At 49.5% G+C, this 20,221-nt stretch carries 16 protein-coding genes; 2 read left to right on the forward strand and 14 right to left on the reverse strand.

The features are described 5' to 3' along the window. Nucleotides 1-756, reverse strand: coding sequence for a ribonuclease PH (rph, locus tag MKY92_RS23730; protein WP_017692572.1), 756 nt, complete (start codon nucleotides 754-756; stop codon nucleotides 1-3). Between the two features lie 119 nt (nucleotides 757-875). Continuing rightward, a complete protein-coding gene (locus MKY92_RS23735) occupies nucleotides 876-1,931 on the reverse strand; it encodes a GerMN domain-containing protein (RefSeq protein WP_091037631.1) in 1,056 nt (351 codons plus the stop codon). A gap of 188 nt (nucleotides 1,932-2,119) precedes the next feature. On the opposite strand from MKY92_RS23735, the gene MKY92_RS23740 reads away from it, so the two are divergent. Continuing rightward, nucleotides 2,120-2,686 carry a phosphatidylglycerophosphatase A gene (locus tag MKY92_RS23740; protein WP_091037633.1) on the forward strand — a complete coding sequence of 189 codons (567 nt, stop codon included), beginning with the start codon at nucleotides 2,120-2,122 and terminating at the stop codon, nucleotides 2,684-2,686. Between the two features lie 161 nt (nucleotides 2,687-2,847). Here MKY92_RS23740 and MKY92_RS23745 read toward each other — a convergent pair whose 3' ends face one another. The 5 genes from MKY92_RS23745 to MKY92_RS23765 form a co-directional block, all read right to left on the reverse strand. Beyond that, entirely contained in the window at nucleotides 2,848-3,501 is a 654-nt protein-coding gene (locus tag MKY92_RS23745; RefSeq protein ID WP_339297857.1) for a ferric reductase-like transmembrane domain-containing protein, read from the reverse strand. Between the two features lie 36 nt (nucleotides 3,502-3,537). Beyond that, on the reverse strand, nucleotides 3,538-4,581 hold the full coding sequence (locus MKY92_RS23750) for an FAD:protein FMN transferase (RefSeq protein ID WP_339297858.1): 1,044 nt from the start codon (nucleotides 4,579-4,581) through the stop codon (nucleotides 3,538-3,540). After that, a complete protein-coding gene (locus MKY92_RS23755; RefSeq protein WP_339297859.1) occupies nucleotides 4,578-4,994 on the reverse strand; it encodes a hypothetical protein in 417 nt (138 codons plus the stop codon). The genes MKY92_RS23750 and MKY92_RS23755 overlap by 4 nt, the downstream gene beginning before the upstream one ends. Nucleotides 4,995-5,192: 198 nt before the next feature. Then, nucleotides 5,193-6,176, reverse strand: coding sequence for an MBL fold metallo-hydrolase (locus tag MKY92_RS23760; RefSeq protein WP_339297860.1), 984 nt, complete (start codon nucleotides 6,174-6,176; stop codon nucleotides 5,193-5,195). A 27-nt stretch (nucleotides 6,177-6,203) separates the two neighbouring features. Beyond that, nucleotides 6,204-6,947: a methyltransferase domain-containing protein gene (locus tag MKY92_RS23765; RefSeq protein WP_339297861.1), complete on the reverse strand. Its 744-nt coding sequence runs from the start codon at nucleotides 6,945-6,947 to the stop codon at nucleotides 6,204-6,206. A 232-nt stretch (nucleotides 6,948-7,179) separates the two neighbouring features. Between MKY92_RS23765 and MKY92_RS23770 the strand changes: the two genes are divergently transcribed. Then, nucleotides 7,180-8,055, forward strand: a complete 876-nt coding sequence (locus MKY92_RS23770) for a DUF72 domain-containing protein (protein ID WP_339297862.1) — start codon at nucleotides 7,180-7,182, stop codon at nucleotides 8,053-8,055. A gap of 198 nt (nucleotides 8,056-8,253) precedes the next feature. Here the strand turns inward: MKY92_RS23770 and MKY92_RS23775 are convergent, their stop codons facing one another. The 7 genes from MKY92_RS23775 to MKY92_RS23805 form a co-directional block, all read right to left on the reverse strand. Further along, the gene (locus MKY92_RS23775) at nucleotides 8,254-10,431 is read right to left on the reverse strand and encodes a glycoside hydrolase family 88 protein (RefSeq protein ID WP_339297863.1); all 2,178 of its coding nucleotides are present in this window, start codon (nucleotides 10,429-10,431) and stop codon (nucleotides 8,254-8,256) included. Between the two features lie 57 nt (nucleotides 10,432-10,488). Continuing rightward, nucleotides 10,489-11,310: a polysaccharide deacetylase family protein gene (locus MKY92_RS23780; RefSeq protein ID WP_339297864.1), complete on the reverse strand. Its 822-nt coding sequence runs from the start codon at nucleotides 11,308-11,310 to the stop codon at nucleotides 10,489-10,491. A gap of 32 nt (nucleotides 11,311-11,342) precedes the next feature. Next, nucleotides 11,343-12,959, reverse strand: a complete 1,617-nt coding sequence (locus MKY92_RS23785; RefSeq protein ID WP_339297865.1) for a glycoside hydrolase 43 family protein — start codon at nucleotides 12,957-12,959, stop codon at nucleotides 11,343-11,345. Nucleotides 12,960-12,971: 12 nt separating this feature from the next. Continuing rightward, nucleotides 12,972-16,325 carry a glycosyl hydrolase gene (locus MKY92_RS23790; protein WP_339297866.1) on the reverse strand — a complete coding sequence of 1,118 codons (3,354 nt, stop codon included), beginning with the start codon at nucleotides 16,323-16,325 and terminating at the stop codon, nucleotides 12,972-12,974. Between the two features lie 235 nt (nucleotides 16,326-16,560). Further along, nucleotides 16,561-18,066 carry an extracellular solute-binding protein gene (locus MKY92_RS23795; RefSeq protein ID WP_339297867.1) on the reverse strand — a complete coding sequence of 502 codons (1,506 nt, stop codon included), beginning with the start codon at nucleotides 18,064-18,066 and terminating at the stop codon, nucleotides 16,561-16,563. Nucleotides 18,067-18,084: 18 nt separating this feature from the next. Beyond that, nucleotides 18,085-18,972: a carbohydrate ABC transporter permease gene (locus tag MKY92_RS23800; RefSeq protein WP_247899145.1), complete on the reverse strand. Its 888-nt coding sequence runs from the start codon at nucleotides 18,970-18,972 to the stop codon at nucleotides 18,085-18,087. A 12-nt stretch (nucleotides 18,973-18,984) separates the two neighbouring features. Next, nucleotides 18,985-19,914 carry a sugar ABC transporter permease gene (locus MKY92_RS23805; RefSeq protein WP_026081491.1) on the reverse strand — a complete coding sequence of 310 codons (930 nt, stop codon included), beginning with the start codon at nucleotides 19,912-19,914 and terminating at the stop codon, nucleotides 18,985-18,987. Nucleotides 19,915-20,221: the final 307 nt, after the last annotated feature.

A 20,221-nucleotide genomic window follows, 5' to 3' on the forward strand; every position in this document is an offset into this window, starting at 1 on the left:
TTAAGCTTCCCCTAATCCACGCGCGCCGATCTTGAGCGCAATCGGTCCGAGCACTTCTTTTTGACGCTCGATCATCTCCAGAATTCCCTGTTCGCCCAGTTCCAACATGGCGTTCAGCTCACGGCGATCAAATGGTGCTTCCTCACCTGTTCCCTGAAGCTCGACGTATTTACCGCCGCCTGTCATCACCAGGTTCATATCCACCTTGGCTTTGGAATCTTCATCATAGTTCAGATCCAGTACAGGCTGTTCACCCACAACACCCACACTTACTGCGGCAATGAAATCCGTAATCGGGAACACTTGCAGTTTGTGCTGTTGGGAGATCTTGTTCACGGCAAGCGCCAGCGCTACAAACGCACCGGTAATGGACGTTGTGCGTGTGCCTCCGTCAGCTTGAATGACATCACAGTCCAAGGTAATCGTACGCTCACCAAGAGCCTGCAGATTAACTACCGAGCGAAGTGCCCGACCAATCAGACGCTGGATTTCCATGGTGCGTCCAGTTAATTTGCCACGATTGGCTTCACGTTGGTTCCGGGTATGTGTTGCACGTGGCAACATGGAATATTCCGCTGTTACCCAGCCTTTACCCTGCCCTTTCATAAAGGGAGGTACACGTTCCTCCACTGTAGCTGTACAGATCACCTTTGTATCTCCAACTTCAATCAGTACAGAGCCCTCGGCGTATTTATTCGTGTTCACTGTTAAATTCAGCGGGCGCAGCTGTTCGCTGGTTCGTCCGTTTGATCTCATATTTTCTGCCTCCTACGACTTAAGCATCCTGTAATGTTGAGCTTGTTCACACTTTTACGAATCCCTTATATTTTACCAAAGAGTTCGGTTAAAAGCATCCTTAAGCATTTCTTCGTTCATTAAATCGGAATTTCGTTGATATATTCAGGCTTGGAAACCGGCGCACTATAATCCCTGTTGTCATCACCCATGACCGTTTTTTGGCCGTTCCATTCGATCTGTACTTTGGCGTCCTTGCTTGCTGTGTTCTCCGCAGTGGTTAATACGACAGACTGTAACAGCTCACTTGGCACGATATCCCCTTCGGCAAACATATCATCTTTCAAGGCAACCGTTACCGTGCCATCCTCGGCGGTTTTGACCGATTGCAGCTCCGTTCCGCCTGTCATAACTTCTTCCAGTTCGCCGCCTTTGTCAGGTCCCTTGATCAGTTCGTTCAATGCTGCCTGCACCCGATCTTCACCAGGTGTAACCAGACGTGTCACCGGAACATAATATTGGATGCCTGCTGGTGAAGCAGCGGAGAAATAGACCGTTACCGGGCTGCTGTTGGTCACAAACGTATCACCCAGATCCAGATTGATTCCCACAGCCCGATTCAGCGGTTCAGGCAGCGGCGTACTGTTTACCGGCATTTGCGTTAACTTTTTGCCATCCACCCAGATCTGCACATTCTCCACATCAGGCGTTCCCGTCAATGTCCACGTGACAGCTTCTAGCATTTTCCGTTCTTCCTTCGCATCATACTTGGCAAAATTACCCGAGAACTCAACAACCGCCAGCTTGTCATCCGCGTGAATCGTTACATTCTGCACAACCGTTCCCTGCGGGAGAACACCCTGGAATCCTTCAGGCAACATACCCGCATAGGCCCCGCCTGTGACAAGTGTATCCAGTGCTGTCTTTGGACTGCTGGCGTCTGTTCCAGAAGGAAGTGTCAGGGATACCGGAGCGAGCAGCCCCTGCTGGTCTTGCAGATATACCGTCGTTAATGGGAGCGTTGCGAGCGCACCATTCCCTTCGGCTGCTTGAATCATGGCTGCTTCCTGAATAGGCGGTGGTGGATCAACAGCTTCGGAAGACTGTGCTCCAAACATGCCGCAGCCTGACAATACCATAGGAATACTCAGCAGCGCTGCTGCCGATACCGTACGCAAAGATTGGATCTTTCTCATGATCACGTTCCCCCTCATCATTTTTACAGTTTGTACTACCATGTATACGAGCCTTTGTCCAAAAAATAACTAAAAGATAATCGCTTCGCTGAAAACTTATATATTATCTTTAAGAAACGTAAAACAGGTTAATAACGTATTAGGAAGCAAGAGTAGGGACATTGCTAACTTCAGAGGAGGAATCGCCCATGGAACATCCTGAGCAAGAAAAAATCCCTTACAGCCTGAATAGCCGCAAAGTGGCGGAGGCAACAAGGGAATGGCTGCATAAGCGGGGCGTCACGATCCCTGAGATCGCAGAGCTGGTCATGTTATTGCAGAAAAAATACTATCCAGGTCTTACGATGGAAGAATGTATCGAAAATGTGGAGATGGTTCTCCGTAAACGTGAGGTACAGAACGCTGTTCTGACGGGTATTCAGCTTGATATTCTGGCAGAACAGGGGCAGCTCATATCTCCTTTGCAGGAGATGATTGAGAACGATGAAGGACTGTATGGCGTGGATGAGATTTTGGCATTCTCCATCGTCAATGTATATGGAAGCATTGGATTTACGAATTATGGTTATGTGGACAAGCTGAAGCCAGGGGTGCTTGAACGACTGAATGACAAGAGCCTGGGCCCTGTCCACACGTTCTTCGATGATATTGTCGGTGCGATTGCATCAGCAGCGAGCAGTCGGATCGCCCATCGCAAACAATCCGAGCTTGAAGAAGCACTGGGAGAAAAACCTGTCAGTGATGACGCTGTATAATACGTAACTCGTTTCATATCTGAAGCCATGTGGAACATTGGACATGTGTATGGATGCTTCGTGAAATAAATGTTCGATAAAATAACTGTTCATGGAAAAAGCGGCCTGATGGCCGCTTCTTTTGCATGTGTAACGATACATATTGGATAATCCACATGTTATTATTTCAGATGTTTAGGTCGTACCGTTCCCACCAAACCAAAACCTTCAACCCAATTCTGCTCGGTAGGTGAACCAGATGTTGCCCGTTTCGGTCCAATCGTGATTTCCGGGCCTTTGCGCTCTCGCAACATGCCACGTAACACCGTGATACCGAAGATGCTGAGTCCGGTAAATACATACATCATCCGCATGATGATGTTGCCAGAATCTGTGCCCGTCACCATGCCGTGAACCAGCAGACCAATGAACATCGGGTAGGACAACATGTGGAACATGAACCACCATTTACGGCCCAGCTTGTTCCGCAGATCACTGGATAACAGGACAATCACTAATCCGTAGAAGGCTAACGTTCCCAGACCACTGCCGATCGGATGCACGGAGGCGGTAAAAGGAATCAGAAGTTCTCCCCAGGTAAATGGGCTGTAATGATCAATATATAAAGTCAACGCATGCACAAGTCCAAGTCCGAAGGCGAGCCAGGTCGTTCGGGTATGCCATTTGAACATGGCTGCTTTCGGTTTGCCTTTGGCCATCGGCATCCCTTGAGCAATGCCCAGAAACACACCGGCAAAGAGCAGCACATAAGCAGCAATCCCACTAATTCGAATGATATTCCACGTTGGCAGATAATCTACAATCCATTGTGCCATAACCGGCTCCCCCATATCTGTTAGACTTGTCCCCGTTTAAATCAGACTGAAGCGATGATCCGGATCAAAACCGGGCCAGTGCTCAGCGAGCGTATCCGTATTCCCTCTAAAATAAGTAATCCCATCCCGTGTCATCCACAGGATGTCATGCCGATCGTAATGTCGGTTTAACCAGCCCACGGCTTCGGCACTCCCCAGAATGCAGACCGTCTTGGCAATGATCTCGCATTGCGAAGCATGCTGTCCCAGAACCGTACACTGCAATACGTCCGTATCTGCCGGCTCCATCGTCCGTGGGTCAATGAGGTGGTGTGCAAAGCTTCCATCCGTATTCTGCCATTGTCTGCGGGAAATACCCGAAGTGGCAACAGCTCCTCGCTGTAAACGGATCGCTCCCGACACAGCACCCTGATTCTGCAAAGGATCTGCTACTTCCAAGGTCCACTGGGGATGGTCTGATGTGCCCCATACTTGGGTATCTCCACCCGCGTTAATCAAACCCGCCGGAATATGCAACGTTCGCTGTAACCAGTCTGCGATACGCTCCACTGCCCAGCCCTTAACAATGCCTCCCAAGTCCAACTCAGCTCCAGGGTCCAGATGAACCATCCGACTACCTTCCCGCTGAATCCAGCTCGGACGGCTGTGGTCATATCGATCTTCCATCCCGCCTGATGATTCAGGTGTTCTCGTTCGCAATATGCGTTCAAGCAATGGACGTTGCAATTGTCGTTGCTGCACCTTCTCGAAACTTAGATCATATCCCGAAGCCTGAAGAGCCTGCGAGATACCCGGTTGAAAAATCCCTTCAGTCAGTCCAATATATCCATAGGCCAGACTCAACACTTCATCCATCGCAGCGGAGATGGGTATCCATCCGGTTGCATGATTCAGACGATTCAGTTCACTGTCTGCCACAAATCGGCTAAAGCGCTGCTCTTGCGTCTCAAACCAATTCTTCACCACGGTTGCTGCATGTTCAGCTTCTTCCTGCCCAGCGGACAGTTGCACTTCAACATCCGTGTTCATCGCACGGAATTGAAATCGGAGCGGACGAGCAACTTGCTCCGTGCGGCTCATGACGCACCTGTACGTGACTGATAGTTGCCACTGCTGTATCCGGAGTCTGTACCCTGGTTATTTTGCCCGATACGCTGAGAATCTGAATAATTCCCCTCGTTACTCGTGCTCTGATCTGGCCCAGCTGCTTGTGTGCTATCAGATGTTCCATTATATTGACTATCATTATTGTCATTGTCCTGCGTGTTCCAGTTGTTGCTGTCTGTTGTACTGTTGATCCATTCATCCATCACATCATCATGCGTATTCACCTGGTTTGAAGCAGTAACATTTGTATCTGTGCCATTTGCTGCTGCATAGGCCACATCAAAGGCATCCGAAGTTCTTACATATTGAAAAAGTGCAGCCACAGTCAACGTTGCTGCCGCTGAAGCTTGCCATTTTCTCCATTGATTCCGTTTTCTTCTGGTCATCGCTCTTCCCTGCTTTCTTTAGGGTGTGTCTCAAGACACGCCCTAGCGAAGTTCATAGATGTATCATAGGCGCGCTGGCTTAAAAATAGATGAATGAACCGTTAAGAGAGGCTAAAAAGGCCCAGAACAGGTGAATTCCCTGTTCCGAGCCTCTATATAAGATCGCATTATCATTTCATATCGATATCATCATTCCGTTTAGATTTTAAAATAGAACATGCCATCCAGTTGCTGCTCTTGCTTCATTACTTCGCGTCGAATTAACTCCTGCAAATGGACCAACGTCTCACTCATGGCAAACCGCAGTTGATGGGTACCAAGCCGATTGCCAAACATGTACACACAGATGTCATAAGCATTCGCCGGTGACTCCTGAATTCGCTCCGTCATCTTCTGAAGACGTTCCTCGTGATGAGCCAGCAATTGAACTGTCCGTTCGCTGAACTGGGCAAAAGGATTCCGATGGCCCGGATACGCCTGCTTGACGTTCAGCTCCCCAAGACGTTGCAATCCTTCCATATAAGACAATAATGGCTGAGGGTCACTGCCGGGTTGCAGACTGATATTCGGTGAAATCTGTGGCAAAACTGCATCTCCGCACAGAATCTCCATGGACTCCGGCGCATAAAAGGATAAATGGCCTGGGGCATGTCCACCCGTCTCCACAGCAACCCAACGTTTCCCGCCCATATTAAGCCACTCGCCATCTTCAATGGGTGAGACATTCGGAAGTGGCGTGATCTGCGAAGTAAATGCCTTCATATGTTCATGTATCTGCTCAGTCTTGTCTTCCGGCATACCATGACGACCATAATAATCAGGTAATATTGTATTAATGCGTGAATCTGGTCCCCACATATAATCGGCCTCTTGGCGGGAGCGTGTGGACATTCGAACGGGTGCGCCCGTCATCTGTTGCATCCAACCCGACAACCCAAGATGATCGGGGTGATGGTGGGTCAGTACAATTTGACGAATATCGCTAAAGGTCCGGCCGAGATCTGCCAGCGCTTCACTCCATTCCTGTTCTGTTTCCGAATTACGCGGTCCCGGATCTATAATAGTTATCTTTCCACCCGGTTCTGATAACACATAACTGTTCACCCATCGCAAGGGAAACGACATGCTGATCTTGACCCGGTGTATGCCCTCTGTCATGGACATCTCTTCTGTGCGCTTCATGTTATCCCCCTTCCAGACTGTCTCTGTTCACTCCACAGGACGACGACCCACAAAAATCATGCGCGGAGAAGTCTGCTCGTCATATTTCTCTTCGTCATAGCCACCATGTACCTGATCTACCCGGAGTCCGGCGGCACTTAACATCTGACTCAGTTGATCCCGTGTGTACAACTTCACACGCTCCTGATATACCCGTGGTTCATGCCCGGATGTGGTATCCGTAATACGAATTTCCTTTTGCACAAATCCATCCTCAATCTTGCGGAACTCCTCAATTCGCTGTCCTTCATCCTCTCGGACGGAGTGCGGAACCAGATGACGAGTCACATAAGCGGTATTCATAAAATCAATAATGTAGCTGCCACCCGGCCGAAGCATGCGATGAATGGCACGTAATACTTTCAATTGTTCTCCGTCCTCAAGGAAATAACCAAACGATGTGAACAGATTGACTACGGCGTCGAAGCCACCTTTCAGCGGGAGTTCACGCATGTCCGCAAGACACCACGATACTCGGTGTTCAGTGTCCATTAGTCGGGCTTCGCGCAAAAGCACATCAGAAAGGTCGACCCCGGTCACTCGTAATCCCGCATCAGCAAGTGCCAATGAGTGCCGTCCCATACCGCAGCATAGATCCAATACTTCAGAGTTAGGCTCAAGCTTCAACCATTTGATCATTTTATGTACTTCCTGATAGGCACCCTGCACATCCCGGTGCTTGTATACGAGCAGATAATCTTCTCCAAAACTCTTTTCATACCATTCCGTCATCCATTCTCGCCCTCCACTTGGTCACTGGCTCTCTATCTGTAGTACGCTTTGTTCAGGCCTCATCATTTCCCCTAGCTTTAATGTATTGTAACGTCTTTATTCTGCAAACTCAAAAAATTCCAGTAAGTTTCCAACATTGAAGAGCCAAAATGCACACGATATAATGTTAGACATATGCCTGTAAATCGGTTAATTATAAGAGGTTGTTCAAAAAGCAACAGGAGGTGTTCTTATGATTCGCATCGGACTTACCGGATGGGGGGATCAGGAAGATCTCTATCCGCACCGTACCAAAGCCAAAGACAAGCTCAGTCTATACGGTCAATACTTCTCCACTGTAGAGGTGGATAGTTCCTTCTACGCCGTTCAACCGCGGGATCGAATGGCACGATGGGCTGCCGAGACGCCCGAATCCTTTGCTTTTATCATCAAAGCCTATCAGGGAATGACCGGAACTCTGCGAGGCAAACCATATTTCACCAGCACATCGGAGATGTATAAGGCTTTCCGGGAATCACTGGAGCCTGTCATTGAAGCTGGCAAGATGCAGGCAGCCTTGTTTCAATATCCGCCTTGGTTTGAGTGCAATAAGGACAATGTCAATGAGCTTCGTGAAGTGAAACTTCGAATGGAGGGCATTCCGTGTGCCCTGGAATTCCGTCATCGCAGCTGGTATGAAGATGACATGCGCGAGCGAACGCTTGCGTTCCTGAAAGAGCAAGGCTGGATTCACAGTGTCTGTGACGAACCTCAGGCGGGTTTAGGTTCCATTCCTATCGTGCCACAGGCCACGGATTCGGAGATGACGTTGGTTCGCATGCACGGACGCAATGTGTCCGGGTGGCATCAGAATGGTGCGCCCAATTGGCGCGAGACCCGTTACCTGTACCGTTACAACAAGGAAGAGCTGTTGGAGTGGAAAGGTTATCTGGAGCAATTGCAGGAGCAGAGCAAGGATGTCTATGTTATTTTTAATAACAACTCCGGTGGCGATGCAGCGGCGAATGCCCAGATGATGATGGACCTGCTGGACCTGCCAGTGAAGCTTTTTCCTGACCGTTCTGAGCCTGAGCAGGAAGAAGGACCAGAGCAGCTGGAATTATTTTGATCCGCGCTAACGATGCAGTTATTCATATTATTGCGTGAAGGTAAGTGTATCTATCATATATATCATTGCTATCTTGCAGATCAGTTTCGAAACTGGAAACATACTAAAAGCGGCAAGCCCTGGGGCTTTGCCGCTTTTTCAGCTCGTTCTCTACCTACTGAAGGCTATCCGCAAATATCCGTTCTGTTACGTCAAGCACTAGCGCTGCGCAGCCGTAACCGAAGAATCGACAGACGCCTTGGAGAGCTGCTGGTTCATTTTATACAATTCAATGCCTGCTAAGAGCACAATGCCGATCCCATGGGTATCGTTCAGATTCCATCCCAGATCATCGCGATAATACAAGGCGGTAAACGAGTACCCGGAACCGCGGCATACCCCGTATATATTACCTTTATAGTCAATCGACAAGCGCGTCATGCCTTCCCATCCTTTGCGTACGGCCTCCAGATAAGGCTCCGGTTGTTCTAGCCACCCTTCCCGAATTCCACGGGCATAAGCGTAGATAAACATGGATGTGCAGGAGGTTTCTTCATACGAATCCGGGCGGTTCAGCACCTGATGCCATAGTCCATTTTCCCCTTGCAACGCTAAATAACCTTCACTTAAATCACGATAGAACTGTAATAGTTCCGACCGTTTCACATGATCATGCGGCAGAATGGACAACAGTTCGGTTAAGGAGAATAGCACCCAGCCGTTACCCCGTCCCCACGGAATACCTGTCGCCCGACCACGCACAAAATCATACACATGGGACATGATCTGTTGTTCGGGAAGGTAGAGGTATTTACGGAACATCAGGAACTGATTGACTGCATCGTCCCAGTACGTTGCATCTCCTGTCAACTGACCATAACGCATCAGAAAAGGTGTACTCATGTACAAGTCATCACACCACATCGTCTCCTGTCGCATCTCCCCACTGCCCCGAACTCGGTAAAAGGCTCCATCCTCCAGACGTTCCTGCTCATCCGTAATGTAGCCCGCAATCCGGTCCGCGGTATCTCTTCCCCCACGAATATCGCCAAACTCCATCGCCGCAAGCAGCGTAGATCCGAACGAACCGCAATCATCCAGACTGTCGATGGCAGACAGTTGATTATTGATTCCCGCTGCACCGTACCCTTCCCGATCCCACAGACCATAGCGGTCAAATGAAGTACTCAGTTCAATATGTTGCCGCACATACTGAATGTAATCGTCTCGTCCCAATTCCTGTCCCGTCTGGAGAAGTCCAAGCAGGGTAACACCAAGCGGATAATTCCACTTTCCGTAATGTGTGTTCTCCAGATAGGGACGAACATGCGTATCGGGAAGATCTACTCGCCAATACACCCCTTGTGCGCCATCATCAAATACGGTATCTGTTCGCACAATATCGGCGTGGGATGGCTCAGCGCCGGGAGCAAACACACCTGTGTACAGCCAGGGGTCCGTGCATCCCGCAACCGGATGAGGAGGCTTCAGTCTCCAGCCTGTGGAACCCGAACGCTCTGCATCTTCCAAAGTGAACCCCCAGGAGCCACCAAGTGCTTGGATTTCACCTTTTGCGACCAAATCCGAGGAACCGTAACGGCGTGGGAGTTCAACGTGAAAGTTACCGCTACTTCCAGCAGAGTATATTTCCGTGCCATCCACATATAAGGTCAAAGCACCCTCATGACGGCCTTTTAAAATAACTGGCGTTGATCCTGGCAAGGTTACATCCAGTTTGGACCATGCGTAGGCCACAGCGGGCTGTTCTGGACCAAAGATTCGGGCAAAAGAACCCATGCTCCGCTCCTCGTCTGTCCAGCCCCTGCGCGGATACCAGGAAAGGCCCGTTTCTTCTTCCGTCATACCGTCATGAGGAAGAGATAATACAGGTTCATCGACAGGTTCCGAATATAACCATCCCTCCTGTCCCTGACGATCTGTCCCAGGAGTGAGGAAGTGCAGCGGGAAATTTTTGAAAGAGGCTGTTCCGTAGATCCCGCCGAATCCCACTTCTGTTTTGACAAAACAAAGCAACACATCATTCCAGCCATAATTCACGGAAATCGGAATCTGGGTTCTTCGCTCGGGGAATAATTCCTGCAACAGCTCGGATTTGAATACCTCTTCGCCGTTCACATAGATCGTCACTGGACTATAACAGTTCAGGCCCGTATTTAACGTTGCATTCTGCTCGCTCCATAACTTGCCCCATACATACACGTATTGCCCTGCACGCGCCTCTACGCATTTCTCATTCAGATTCAGGTCGTAACGATAGTCCCCTAGCCTGCGAAAACCTCCCTGATGATAAGCTCTGAACAAAAAGGAATGTTTCGGATGATCACCAATATAACGCTGAGCCACCGTAGTCAATATATCCGGAATTGAATCGTACACCTTGCCTGCAATCGCCTCGTTCTCATGAAAATAACGAATGATCGTCAGCTCCCTTCCTTATACCTTGATTCGTTCGCTTAGCCGCAACGTCTCTCCGCCCTGCACTTCAACAACCTGCTGATCCGCTGTGAACCAAACCGGGATGGCAGACGGATTATGGATGATGGAGCGATCGGCCGAACACTCCAGTCGTTGCACCGCTTTCCAATAGGCAATCACTTCGATGTTCGTGGCATACCAGATATCGTCCCTGCCCCCAATCTGCTCACCAAACTGTTCGATGATCTCCCAGTTATCATTGTCATTGAACTCATAACTGTGACCCCAGACGTAGAGCAATAGTGGCGTACCTGTTTTGGAATGTTGGATAAAACGTTTGGCATGCCCCGCCAGATCATGGTTATGATGACAGGTCGGATGCCATTCAAGGGGCCGATCTGGCAATGTGTATCTGCCATGAGATTCAACAGTACGAGCATAATCGATGCCAAGCCACTCCAGCTTTGTACTTAAAGCACGGTTGTACCCTCCATTGGGATAAGCCATGCCTCGTACCGGATAACCGACAAGCTTCTCCAGCGCTTTTCGGTCCTCAATAATCTCTTCGGTCAGCAATTCATTCGGAACATAAGGCAGTGTAGGATGAGTAACGGTGTGAACAGCTACTTCATGTCCAGCGTACAGTTCCGCGACTTCCCCCGGCTCGATGCGGCCTGGATTGCCCAGGGTACCGGAATTCAGATTAAATGTTCCCCGCAGTCCATACCGATTACAGATATCCACCAGTCTGCGATCATGCACCACTCCATCGTCATAGCTGAGCGTTAACGCTTTCATCACACCACCTGGATAGCGGTCAAACTGAATACGATGTCCCATCTTGCTCCTCCTTCTGCTTCTTTTCCTGCTCCCTATTTCTGAATTTCCTTCACGTTAAAATAGTGAAAAACACCCTGACCTCCACGATTCGCAAACCGTGTGTTTACAGCATAGATACCCATCTTCGCTCCAACCCAAAGGGCTGTTGTTGCGCTAAACGGTGTACCCATCGTCTGAAACTCAGCTCCGTCCGCACTCCAACTAAACTGGCACAAAGCAGGTTCTGTCAGGGTAAGCCGAAGATGAATGGTCCAGCCGGTTGCCTGCGAACCCTGGCCCTCCCAGTCCAGTCCCGTTTCCTCCCATTCTTCTGCATGCAGATGGCTGTCTTCGCGTTTGGCTCCGCGAATCAGCGATAACCGAATGGTTCCGTCTTCTGTCTGTAACAGGCACAGGCTTGCATACGAATCACCAAACATGATGAGACCTGACTGATCCCCTTCCTGTCCAGGCAGGAACGTGAGTCGGGTTGTCGCTTCAAATTCAGAGGCAGGCAGCTTCTGCAAGAGAAGATGAGGTGTACCAAACAAAGACTGAACGCCCTCCGGGTATGGATGACCACGCAATACGATCCCGCTTTCTGTACCTGCCTCAGCCCATTCAGGACGGGAGTTCGCCTGCCATTGCCACTGCAGCCCCAGACGATCAGCCTGAAAATTATCGGATACCTCAGGTACAGTGATCGGATACGCTGCTCCTACATCTGGTTTGATGTGCACATCAACAGGTTCCCCTGTTCCCGTTCCCTCAGAGTCAATTCCAATGACAGGCCAGCCGTCTTCCGTCCACGTCATCGGCTGTAGATGAACAATTCGGCCATACGCATCCCGATCCTGAAAATGAATAAACCAGGACTGCCCCGATTCCAGCTCCACATATCCTCCCTGATGAGGCCCATTCACAGAGGAAGATCCCTGATGCATCACAATTCGATCCTCATATGGCCCAAATACCTGTTGGGAACGCAAAACCGTCTGCCACCCCGGCTTTACACCACCAGCCGGAGCAAAGATATAATAATACCCATTGCGCTTGTAGAACTTAGGTCCTTCAATGGTCGGATGATGTTCGGTCCCATCGAAGACGATCATGCCTTCGTCCAGAAGCTTCCTGCCATTCGTAGCCATCCGGCACACTTGGATTTTGCTCTTGATTCCACTGCGACTATGGGCAAAAGCATGCACAAGATAGGCTTGGCCATCCTCATCCCATAAGGGACAAGGGTCGATCCAGCCCTTCACTTCATGAACCAGATGCAGCGGTGACCACTCGGCTTCAGGGTGATCCGCCGTAGTCATGAAGATGCCCTCATCCGGTGTGCTGAAGAAAATCCAATACTTTCCGTCATGATACCGAATGCTGGGTGCCCATACGCCTTTGCCATGAAGAGGTACATCGTATCCTGGCAGTTCAAGCCGTTCTATGGCATATCGGACAAGTTTCCAATTCACCAGATCCTTCGAATGTAGAATAGGTAGGCCCGGTGTATGCGAGAAACTGGAGGCCGTCATATAGAAGTCATCTCCTACACGAATCACATCCGGGTCCGAATAATCTGCATGCAGAATCGGATTGCGGTATGTACCGTCACCCTGATCTGCGACCCAGACCGGGTCCAGTCTTTGTTGGTCAGATTGAGCTGTATTCATACTTCCACTCCTTCATCTGAATTCTTCAACAGGTACATGACCTGCATCCTGTAATCGATGATGTTCTGAATCAAAATAAGTGCCTTCCAACAGGCCAATCAACGTATTGGTAATCCGCACTTCAATGTCGTTGTCTCCCGGACGCAACCAGGAGGTCTCCCCCTTCCAGCAATACGGAGACCAGCATCTTACACCCAGGCTATGTCCGTTTACCCGCACTTCCACCACATCCTGCACACGCCAATCGCCAAATTCCAGTTCAAACGAGGCAACACCTTCCTCTGGTTCATCCAGCCAGAACGTGCGTTTATAACTCATTTCCCCGGCATAATGGGGATACAGAGGCTGAGGTTCAGGCCCGATACGAAGGGCCGTGTCCGACTCTCGCACAAGCGAAACCATGCCTTCATGATGGAATTCCACACCGAATCTTCCCTGTAGATACAAGGGATCCACGATGCCATCCTCATCTTTCGTCACCTGCACAATCACCGTCATTTCGTTGAGACCGCTGTGCAGCAACTCCGTGATATCACAAGCGATGTTATTGTGGTCGGTTATTTCGATTGGATCGAATTGTTCTTTTTCAAGCAAATACCCATTAATCTCCATCGACCAAATGCCTGAGATCGCCGCTCTGTCCATGAATAGAAGGCATGCAGGCAATGCCGTTCTCAGCTCAAATGTGGTCGTATATCGGCATTCGATGGGATAGGCTACGGATGCTTTCTTGGGTGTGCCAAATACCTGATTAAACTGGACTGGCAGATGCTGCTGCTCCGATAATTCTGCCGCCTGATCAATAAACGGTTTTACAGCTACATGCTGACTCTCCAGAATCACTCCATTAGCATTGGAAGCCTGAAGATGGAATTGTCCCATTCGCAAAATGTTAGACTGCACCGTTTCCAGTCGCCATGGCCCTTCCGAAGGAACTCTGATCTTACAGGCTTGATTCGCCCCTGCCGAAACATCCGCTCTGAACGTCGAACCCGTTTTGTCTGTTATATCCACCTTCGTTGTTAATGCCTCTTCCTTCGCAGGTTGTAAAGTAAGACGAACAGCATGTGCTTCATAAGGCGCCAGCGTAAGTGAAATACAACATTCCCCTCCACTGCTCGTATACGGTAATGTCTGAAGCTGTCCTGTCTCCAGATCGAGTCGTTCTGCCACGAGACAAGCACCCTCTGCCAGCTCCGTTCCATCCCACAGCTGTCTGGTGACCAGCTTCAACTGTCCCTTCAGGTCCTGACCCTCCTGATTGGTCAAAAAAACCATATGCTCCCCATCGGACAATTGACGGGTGTGCATCAACAGGGAGGCGCTCTCCTCCTCCATAATCCAGCAGATAGGTTCCGGCAATACCTGATCGAGCAGGAGAGAGATCAGCTCCAGCGAAAAGTCATCTCCTTGCCCTGTTCCTGCGGGTAGAAAATAAGCATTCCCCTCACCTTGATGCCACATGGTTTCACGGTTATCGTGACCCGTGTCCCCTCCACGGCCCCAGTACACCTCTTGCGGCTGCTCGCCCGCACCAAAGAACTGGGTAGCTTCATCTCCCTCCGGACTTCCCGGCTGAATCGCAATATGTGGAGGCATCCCAACAGAAATGACGGTCCCTCCCTGATGAACGAATCGCTTCACCTGTTCCCAGGCCGCGGCCTCCAGATTCAGCATCGGTGGCAGAATCAGTACGTCATAATGGGCAACGCCGATCTGAATGATGCCATCCGTTAAGTCAGCTTCAGCCAACAATTCGGGATCAAGGTGATCATAGTCACGTCTGTTTTCAAGCAGATGTGTCGTGATCCTCATCCAGTCCTTCGTTAGACGATTCAGTTGCACCCGTTCTTCTTCGTCTTCGCCGCTATACTCAAATCCATGCAGCGGATTACCCATCAGACTCCAGAATGTCGTCGTTGGGTCAAGCACGGCAATACGAATGTCTGCTGCTCCGGTGCTCATGAGATAGCTCAAACGTCCGGTGTAATCCCCCAACTGCCGGAAATGCTTCCAATAGGGATTCTGCAAAAATTGAGATGGCGGTGCATCATGCTTTGCCAGCCCACCAATCGTATAGAAAAAGGCGTGAAAGTTATAAAAATTGGTACCCATGGCGGCCATTCGATCGATCATCCACTTGGCATCCTGTAGCGTCATCGACCAGCCCACACTGTGAAAACATTCAATCAGATTGCGGCTTCGGCCCAATTGCCGGGCAAGCGAACTGACCATCTTGGGATTGTCACGCATCTTTTGACCGTATCGTTCCAGAATCCACGATAAGGATCGTCCGATTTTCTCATGTGCCGAATCACCACCTGGCATATGGCTGAACAACTGGGTGGTCATCCGTACGCCAGGCACTTCAGCCGCATACTGGATTCCTGCTTCCTCACACCAGTCATGCACCTGTTTGTGATAAGACTCCCGGAGAAGCAGGTGCAGTGACTGGTAATAGTCATACCGAATACGATGCGCGTCCGGAACATCACCATATAACAGGGCCGGTAGCGAATCGATCAGACTATAACCACAACGCTCACTGAAATAACGGGGAAGGTTTGGCGACCAGGGGATACGACCCAGTGGTGCGATCTCATCCGAGAACATACCTTTGATCACGCTTTCAAATTGATCTCCAACCGCTGACTTATAACGCTCATGTGTCAGTTCAATAAAACGACTCATCGCTTCCTTGTGGCAAGGATCAACAAAGTTGCCGTAATATTTGAAATCATCGATCTCTTTTTCCTGAAATATAATCAACTCCCAATCACCTGCCGGAACTTCCCACAACATGCGGAATGCTGTTCGGTAGGTGAAGAACCGCTTACGGTTATACGATGTGAGCCCTGTCTCCTGATACACCTGGTCCGTCTGGATATTGCCGATTTTATTTCGCAAGTCAATGGATTCATGCCACAACCGTTTGCCCTGTGCATCCTTGGGAATCGCCTTGGCAACCAAGACTCGTCCCCATGGCAACTCCAGATCCACAGCTTCTCCGCCCTGAACCACCAACTGATGATGCACGAGCTGGCGCTGCTTCGCTTCAGGAAAATCAAGGGTCACTTCCCCACCAGCCATCCCGCTTGGATAGGGATATTCGTCATATAACCATACCTGCATGCCGTGAGCAGCCGCCGCTTCCACTGCAATCCGCACCTTATCAAACCATGCTTCAGAGAGATAGGGAATCTGTAGTCCCTGACGCGGACAGATGAAGAATCCGCCTACACCTTGCGCCGCCATCTCAGCCACCTGCCGCTTAACCTGCTCTTCTTCCATATCCCCGTTCCAGAACCAAAAGGGATGGACCCTGTACTGCGCCTTGGGATTTTCAAAAGCATCCCCGTTCCACATGTTGCCTTCCTCCCTGCATGTTCAAGAGTGATCGTTAAACTTTACCAATAACGTTCATTTCAGTTCATATAGGTTTGTTTCGTTATGATTATACATCAAAAACCATATTCAGGAAGCCATAATTTCCAGAAAGTTGGATGAAATTTCGTTCACGGATCAAGCCATTACAGCGATAAGAAAAGCCCGGCTGTTTCCGCTACACTGAAAGCACGGCTACCGGGCTTGGCTTATACGACTACTTCAGTGCTGCGTACAGTTCATTAACTTCTTTGACATAATCGTCTCCGCCGTTGTTCTTCCACAGAGCAACAGCATCTTCAAATCCTTTCTCATCAATCTGACCTACGATATATTTGATTCGTGCATCGTTAATGATATTGTCCAGCTGCGGTCCTTTCTGAGCGTAAACATCCGAGATCAGCGGCTCGCCAGGATTGGCGATGACAATCTCTTCGTTGGCCTTCTGCACCTGTGCAACTTTTTCACGGACAGGTGTCTGTTCTACACGAAGCGTTTTATCCTCGGGAACAAACATCAAAATCTGATTTAAGCCCTGCAGATCGCGGAGTGCAAGCTTATCAGTGGATGGGATAATGTAGTCCCCTTTTTTCTCATACTGCTTGCCTTCCAGTCCGTTCCCGAGCAGTGCCTGCAATTCAGGTTCATTGAGTTGATCCAGAAAGCTTAGCACCTTCTTCAGTTCCTCTTCCGTTTTGACACTGCCTTTGGAGATGGCAATCATTCCGGAATATCCGGACGTTGGCATATCCCGCAGCCCCTTCGGACCTTCCATGGCTTGCAGCACATCCACACGTCCTGTCGCATTCGGATCTTTATCAAGTATTTTCTGGTCCATGCGCTGGGCATTGTCTGCCACATCGACCATGACACCCGCTTGCCCATTCACAAATGGATCAGGCAGTTTCGTCGCATCCATCACGGCAAAGTCCTTGTTCACCAGACCTTCGCTATAGATTTGCCGGAAAAATTTCAGGGCTTCCATATATTCTGGTGTCTCATGCGCCGGGATCAGGCCTCCGCTGCCATCATCTCCCCATTTGTTGGGGGCACCGAACCATACCTGCATGTTATCCCACGGGCCCGTGAATTTGCTGGCTACCAGACCGTACGTATCATCCTTTCCGTTACCGTCCGGGTCATCCTTCGTGAACGCTTTCAATACATTGTAAAATTCATCAATCGTCTTTGGCTCTTCCAGCCCCAGATTCTCCAGCCAGTCCTGACGGATAGTCACTCCATTACGTCCCAGAGGGCGAGCCCGATAAATCCCATAAGTTTTGCCATCGATTGACGCATTGTTGGTGATGATTTCATTCATCTTGCTCAGATTCGGATAGTCTTTCAGATATGGACCAAGCTCCCAGAATGCTCCGGTTCGTGCCGCATTAATGAAACTTGGGGACTTCCCTAACACCACCATAATCTGAGGCAGTTTTCCCGAGGCCAATGTAATGTTGAATTTGTCTTCATACGAGCTGCTTGGCACCCACTGCAGGTTCACATCCACCTTGGTCAATTCCTCCAGCTTCTGAATCACAGGGCTGTTGTCCGGCGGATTCTCCGCTTCAAAGTTCGGTAGCATAATCGTGAGCTGATCGGTGCCACCCGCAGAGGTTCCTGAATCTGCTTTGTCCGTGGAGCATGCGCCCAGAATTGTACTAAGTACCAGTGACGCAGAGAGTAGCAGTGCCCCTTTTTTGAATCCCGTTTTTTGTCCCATACGTTCTCCCCCTTGGCTTTAGCCTTTGATTGAACCTAACATGACACCTTTGGCAAAATGCTTCTGCAAAAACGGATACACCAGCAAAATCGGAATGGTACCTACAACGATCACCGCCATTTTGATCGACTGCTCTGGTGGCTGAACAAAATTGGGGTCCATGTTTGCCATATCTCCGACACTGGCTTGCGAGAGTAACACGATCTGTCTCAGCATGACTTGCAGTGGCCATTTGTCACTGTCGGAAATGTACAGCAGTGCCGAGAAAAAGTTGTTCCAGTGGCCTACGGCGTAAAACAAGGCAAACGTGGCAATGACCGGCTTCGATAAAGGCAGAACGATTCGCCACAGCACCCCGAGATCCGAACAGCCGTCGATGCGGGCCGCTTCCTCCAGCCCGGGCGGCATTTGCTGAAAAAAGTTTTTGACAACTATTAAGTTAAAAGCGCTGATCGCGCCAGGAAGCATAAGGGCCCAGTAGGAATCAAGCAGTCCCAGTCCGCGAATGACGAGATACGTTGGAATCATGCCACCGCCAAATAACATCGAGAAAATTACCATGTTCATCATGACGTTGCGACCCCAAAAGTCACTTCTGGATAGTGGATAAGCCATCGTTAATGTGAAAAACAGATTGACCAGTGTACCTGCCACCGTGACGAAAATGGAAACACCAATGCTGCGAAAGATCGTGGACGATGAAAAGATATACTCATACGCGCTGAAGGAAAACACCTTCGGAATGAGGAAAAAACTGCGTTCGGTAATCTCGGCTTCCGTTGCGAAAGAATTCCCTATTATATACAGGAACGGAAGGACGGTTAATATGCCCAGAATCCCCAGCATGACGTAATTGAAGATATCAAATACCTTGCCGGCAGGGCTGTTGTATAGACGGCTGTTCATGGGCGCTCCTCCTTAATAAATTCCGGGATGGCCGAATTTTTTCGCAAGTTTATTACTGCCAAGCACCAGGATAATCCCCACCACAGACTTGAATAGTCCAACAGCAGTACTGTAACTGAATGCACCTTGCGTAATCCCTACCGTGTACACATACGTATCAAATACGTCCGCTACATCCCGGTTGAGGGAGTTGGTCATCAGATAGATCTGCTCAAATCCGGTATCGAGGAAGTTCCCCAGTCTGAGAATAAGCAAAATGACTATGGTCGTACGAATGGCTGGAAGCGTGATATGCCACATCCGCCGTAATCGTCCGGCGCCATCCACAATGGAGGCTTCATATTGTTCCGTATCGACACCTGCGAGGGCTGCCAAGAAAATGATTGTGCCCCAACCCATCTCCTTCCACATCATCTGAACAATAATCAGCGGACGGAACGAACCCGGACTGGAGAGTACATCAATAGGCTTGCCTGTAATCCAGGCGATCAGGTCGTATAACACCCCGCCCTGCGGGGTCAGAAACACGTACGTGATACTGGCGATAATCACCATGGATACAAAATGGGGTACATAGACCAGCGTTTGAATCGTTCTTTTGAAGAAAGCGACCCGAATTTCATTTAATAATAAAGCTATAATGATCGGTGCCGGGAAAAAGAAAATAAGATCATACAGAGCAAGAACCAGCGTATTGCGTAATAGTCGGAAGAAGTCCGGGTTGGAGAAAAAGTTCGTAAAGTTCTCTAGCCCCACCCAGTTGCTCTCCCGAATGCCAAGGAAAGGCTGGTAATCCTGAAAGGCAATGATGATCCCCCACATGGGCAAGTATTTAAAGATGACAAAGTACAAAAAGCCGGGAAGCACAAGTACATATAACCATTTGTTTCGTTTAATCTGCCTTTTCCAATTGGACTCCTGTTTTAATGGCCTTGTGGCCATATCCGCTTGAGCAGTTGCAGCGCCGTTGGTATTCCAGTCCGTCTTCCCGTTCATCATGTCTCCCCTTCCTCAAAAATGTAAGCGTTATCAATTTATCTGTTATTCAGACTATACAGCCGCCTTGTTTCCGGCAACCTTCATTTTTTGCATTGCTCCGGCACACTGACCGAAAAGCCCGCTATAACGCCATTTTCACAAGAAATTGCACATAACGTAGCAGGTAGAATTGCACATTTTTGCGGGTTTATCCTTCTTTGTATCACGGTAAAAAAAAGAAAAAACCGACATCCACTAAAGCTGAATGCCG

The sequence above is a fragment of the Paenibacillus sp. FSL R5-0623 genome, from assembly GCF_037974265.1.
Classification (GTDB): Bacteria; Bacillota; Bacilli; order Paenibacillales; family Paenibacillaceae; genus Paenibacillus.

Excerpts from the sequence above, each read along its gene's own strand:
- rph (WP_017692572.1), bottom strand. The coding sequence starts at position 756 with ATGAGATCAAACGGACGAACCAGCGAACAGCTGCGCCCGCTGAATTTA.
- MKY92_RS23735 (WP_091037631.1), bottom strand. The coding sequence starts at position 1,931 with ATGAGAAAGATCCAATCTTTGCGTACGGTATCGGCAGCAGCGCTGCTG.
- MKY92_RS23740 (WP_091037633.1), top strand. The coding sequence starts at position 2,120 with ATGGAACATCCTGAGCAAGAAAAAATCCCTTACAGCCTGAATAGCCGC.
- MKY92_RS23745 (WP_339297857.1), bottom strand. The coding sequence starts at position 3,501 with ATGGCACAATGGATTGTAGATTATCTGCCAACGTGGAATATCATTCGA.
- MKY92_RS23750 (WP_339297858.1), bottom strand. The coding sequence starts at position 4,581 with ATGAGCCGCACGGAGCAAGTTGCTCGTCCGCTCCGATTTCAATTCCGT.
- MKY92_RS23755 (WP_339297859.1), bottom strand. The coding sequence starts at position 4,994 with ATGACCAGAAGAAAACGGAATCAATGGAGAAAATGGCAAGCTTCAGCG.
- MKY92_RS23760 (WP_339297860.1), bottom strand. The coding sequence starts at position 6,176 with ATGAAGCGCACAGAAGAGATGTCCATGACAGAGGGCATACACCGGGTC.
- MKY92_RS23765 (WP_339297861.1), bottom strand. The coding sequence starts at position 6,947 with ATGACGGAATGGTATGAAAAGAGTTTTGGAGAAGATTATCTGCTCGTA.
- MKY92_RS23770 (WP_339297862.1), top strand. The coding sequence starts at position 7,180 with ATGATTCGCATCGGACTTACCGGATGGGGGGATCAGGAAGATCTCTAT.
- MKY92_RS23780 (WP_339297864.1), bottom strand. The coding sequence starts at position 11,310 with ATGGGACATCGTATTCAGTTTGACCGCTATCCAGGTGGTGTGATGAAA.
- MKY92_RS23785 (WP_339297865.1), bottom strand. The coding sequence starts at position 12,959 with ATGAATACAGCTCAATCTGACCAACAAAGACTGGACCCGGTCTGGGTC.
- MKY92_RS23790 (WP_339297866.1), bottom strand. The coding sequence starts at position 16,325 with ATGTGGAACGGGGATGCTTTTGAAAATCCCAAGGCGCAGTACAGGGTC.
- MKY92_RS23795 (WP_339297867.1), bottom strand. The coding sequence starts at position 18,066 with ATGGGACAAAAAACGGGATTCAAAAAAGGGGCACTGCTACTCTCTGCG.
- MKY92_RS23800 (WP_247899145.1), bottom strand. The coding sequence starts at position 18,972 with ATGAACAGCCGTCTATACAACAGCCCTGCCGGCAAGGTATTTGATATC.
- MKY92_RS23805 (WP_026081491.1), bottom strand. The coding sequence starts at position 19,914 with ATGGCCACAAGGCCATTAAAACAGGAGTCCAATTGGAAAAGGCAGATT.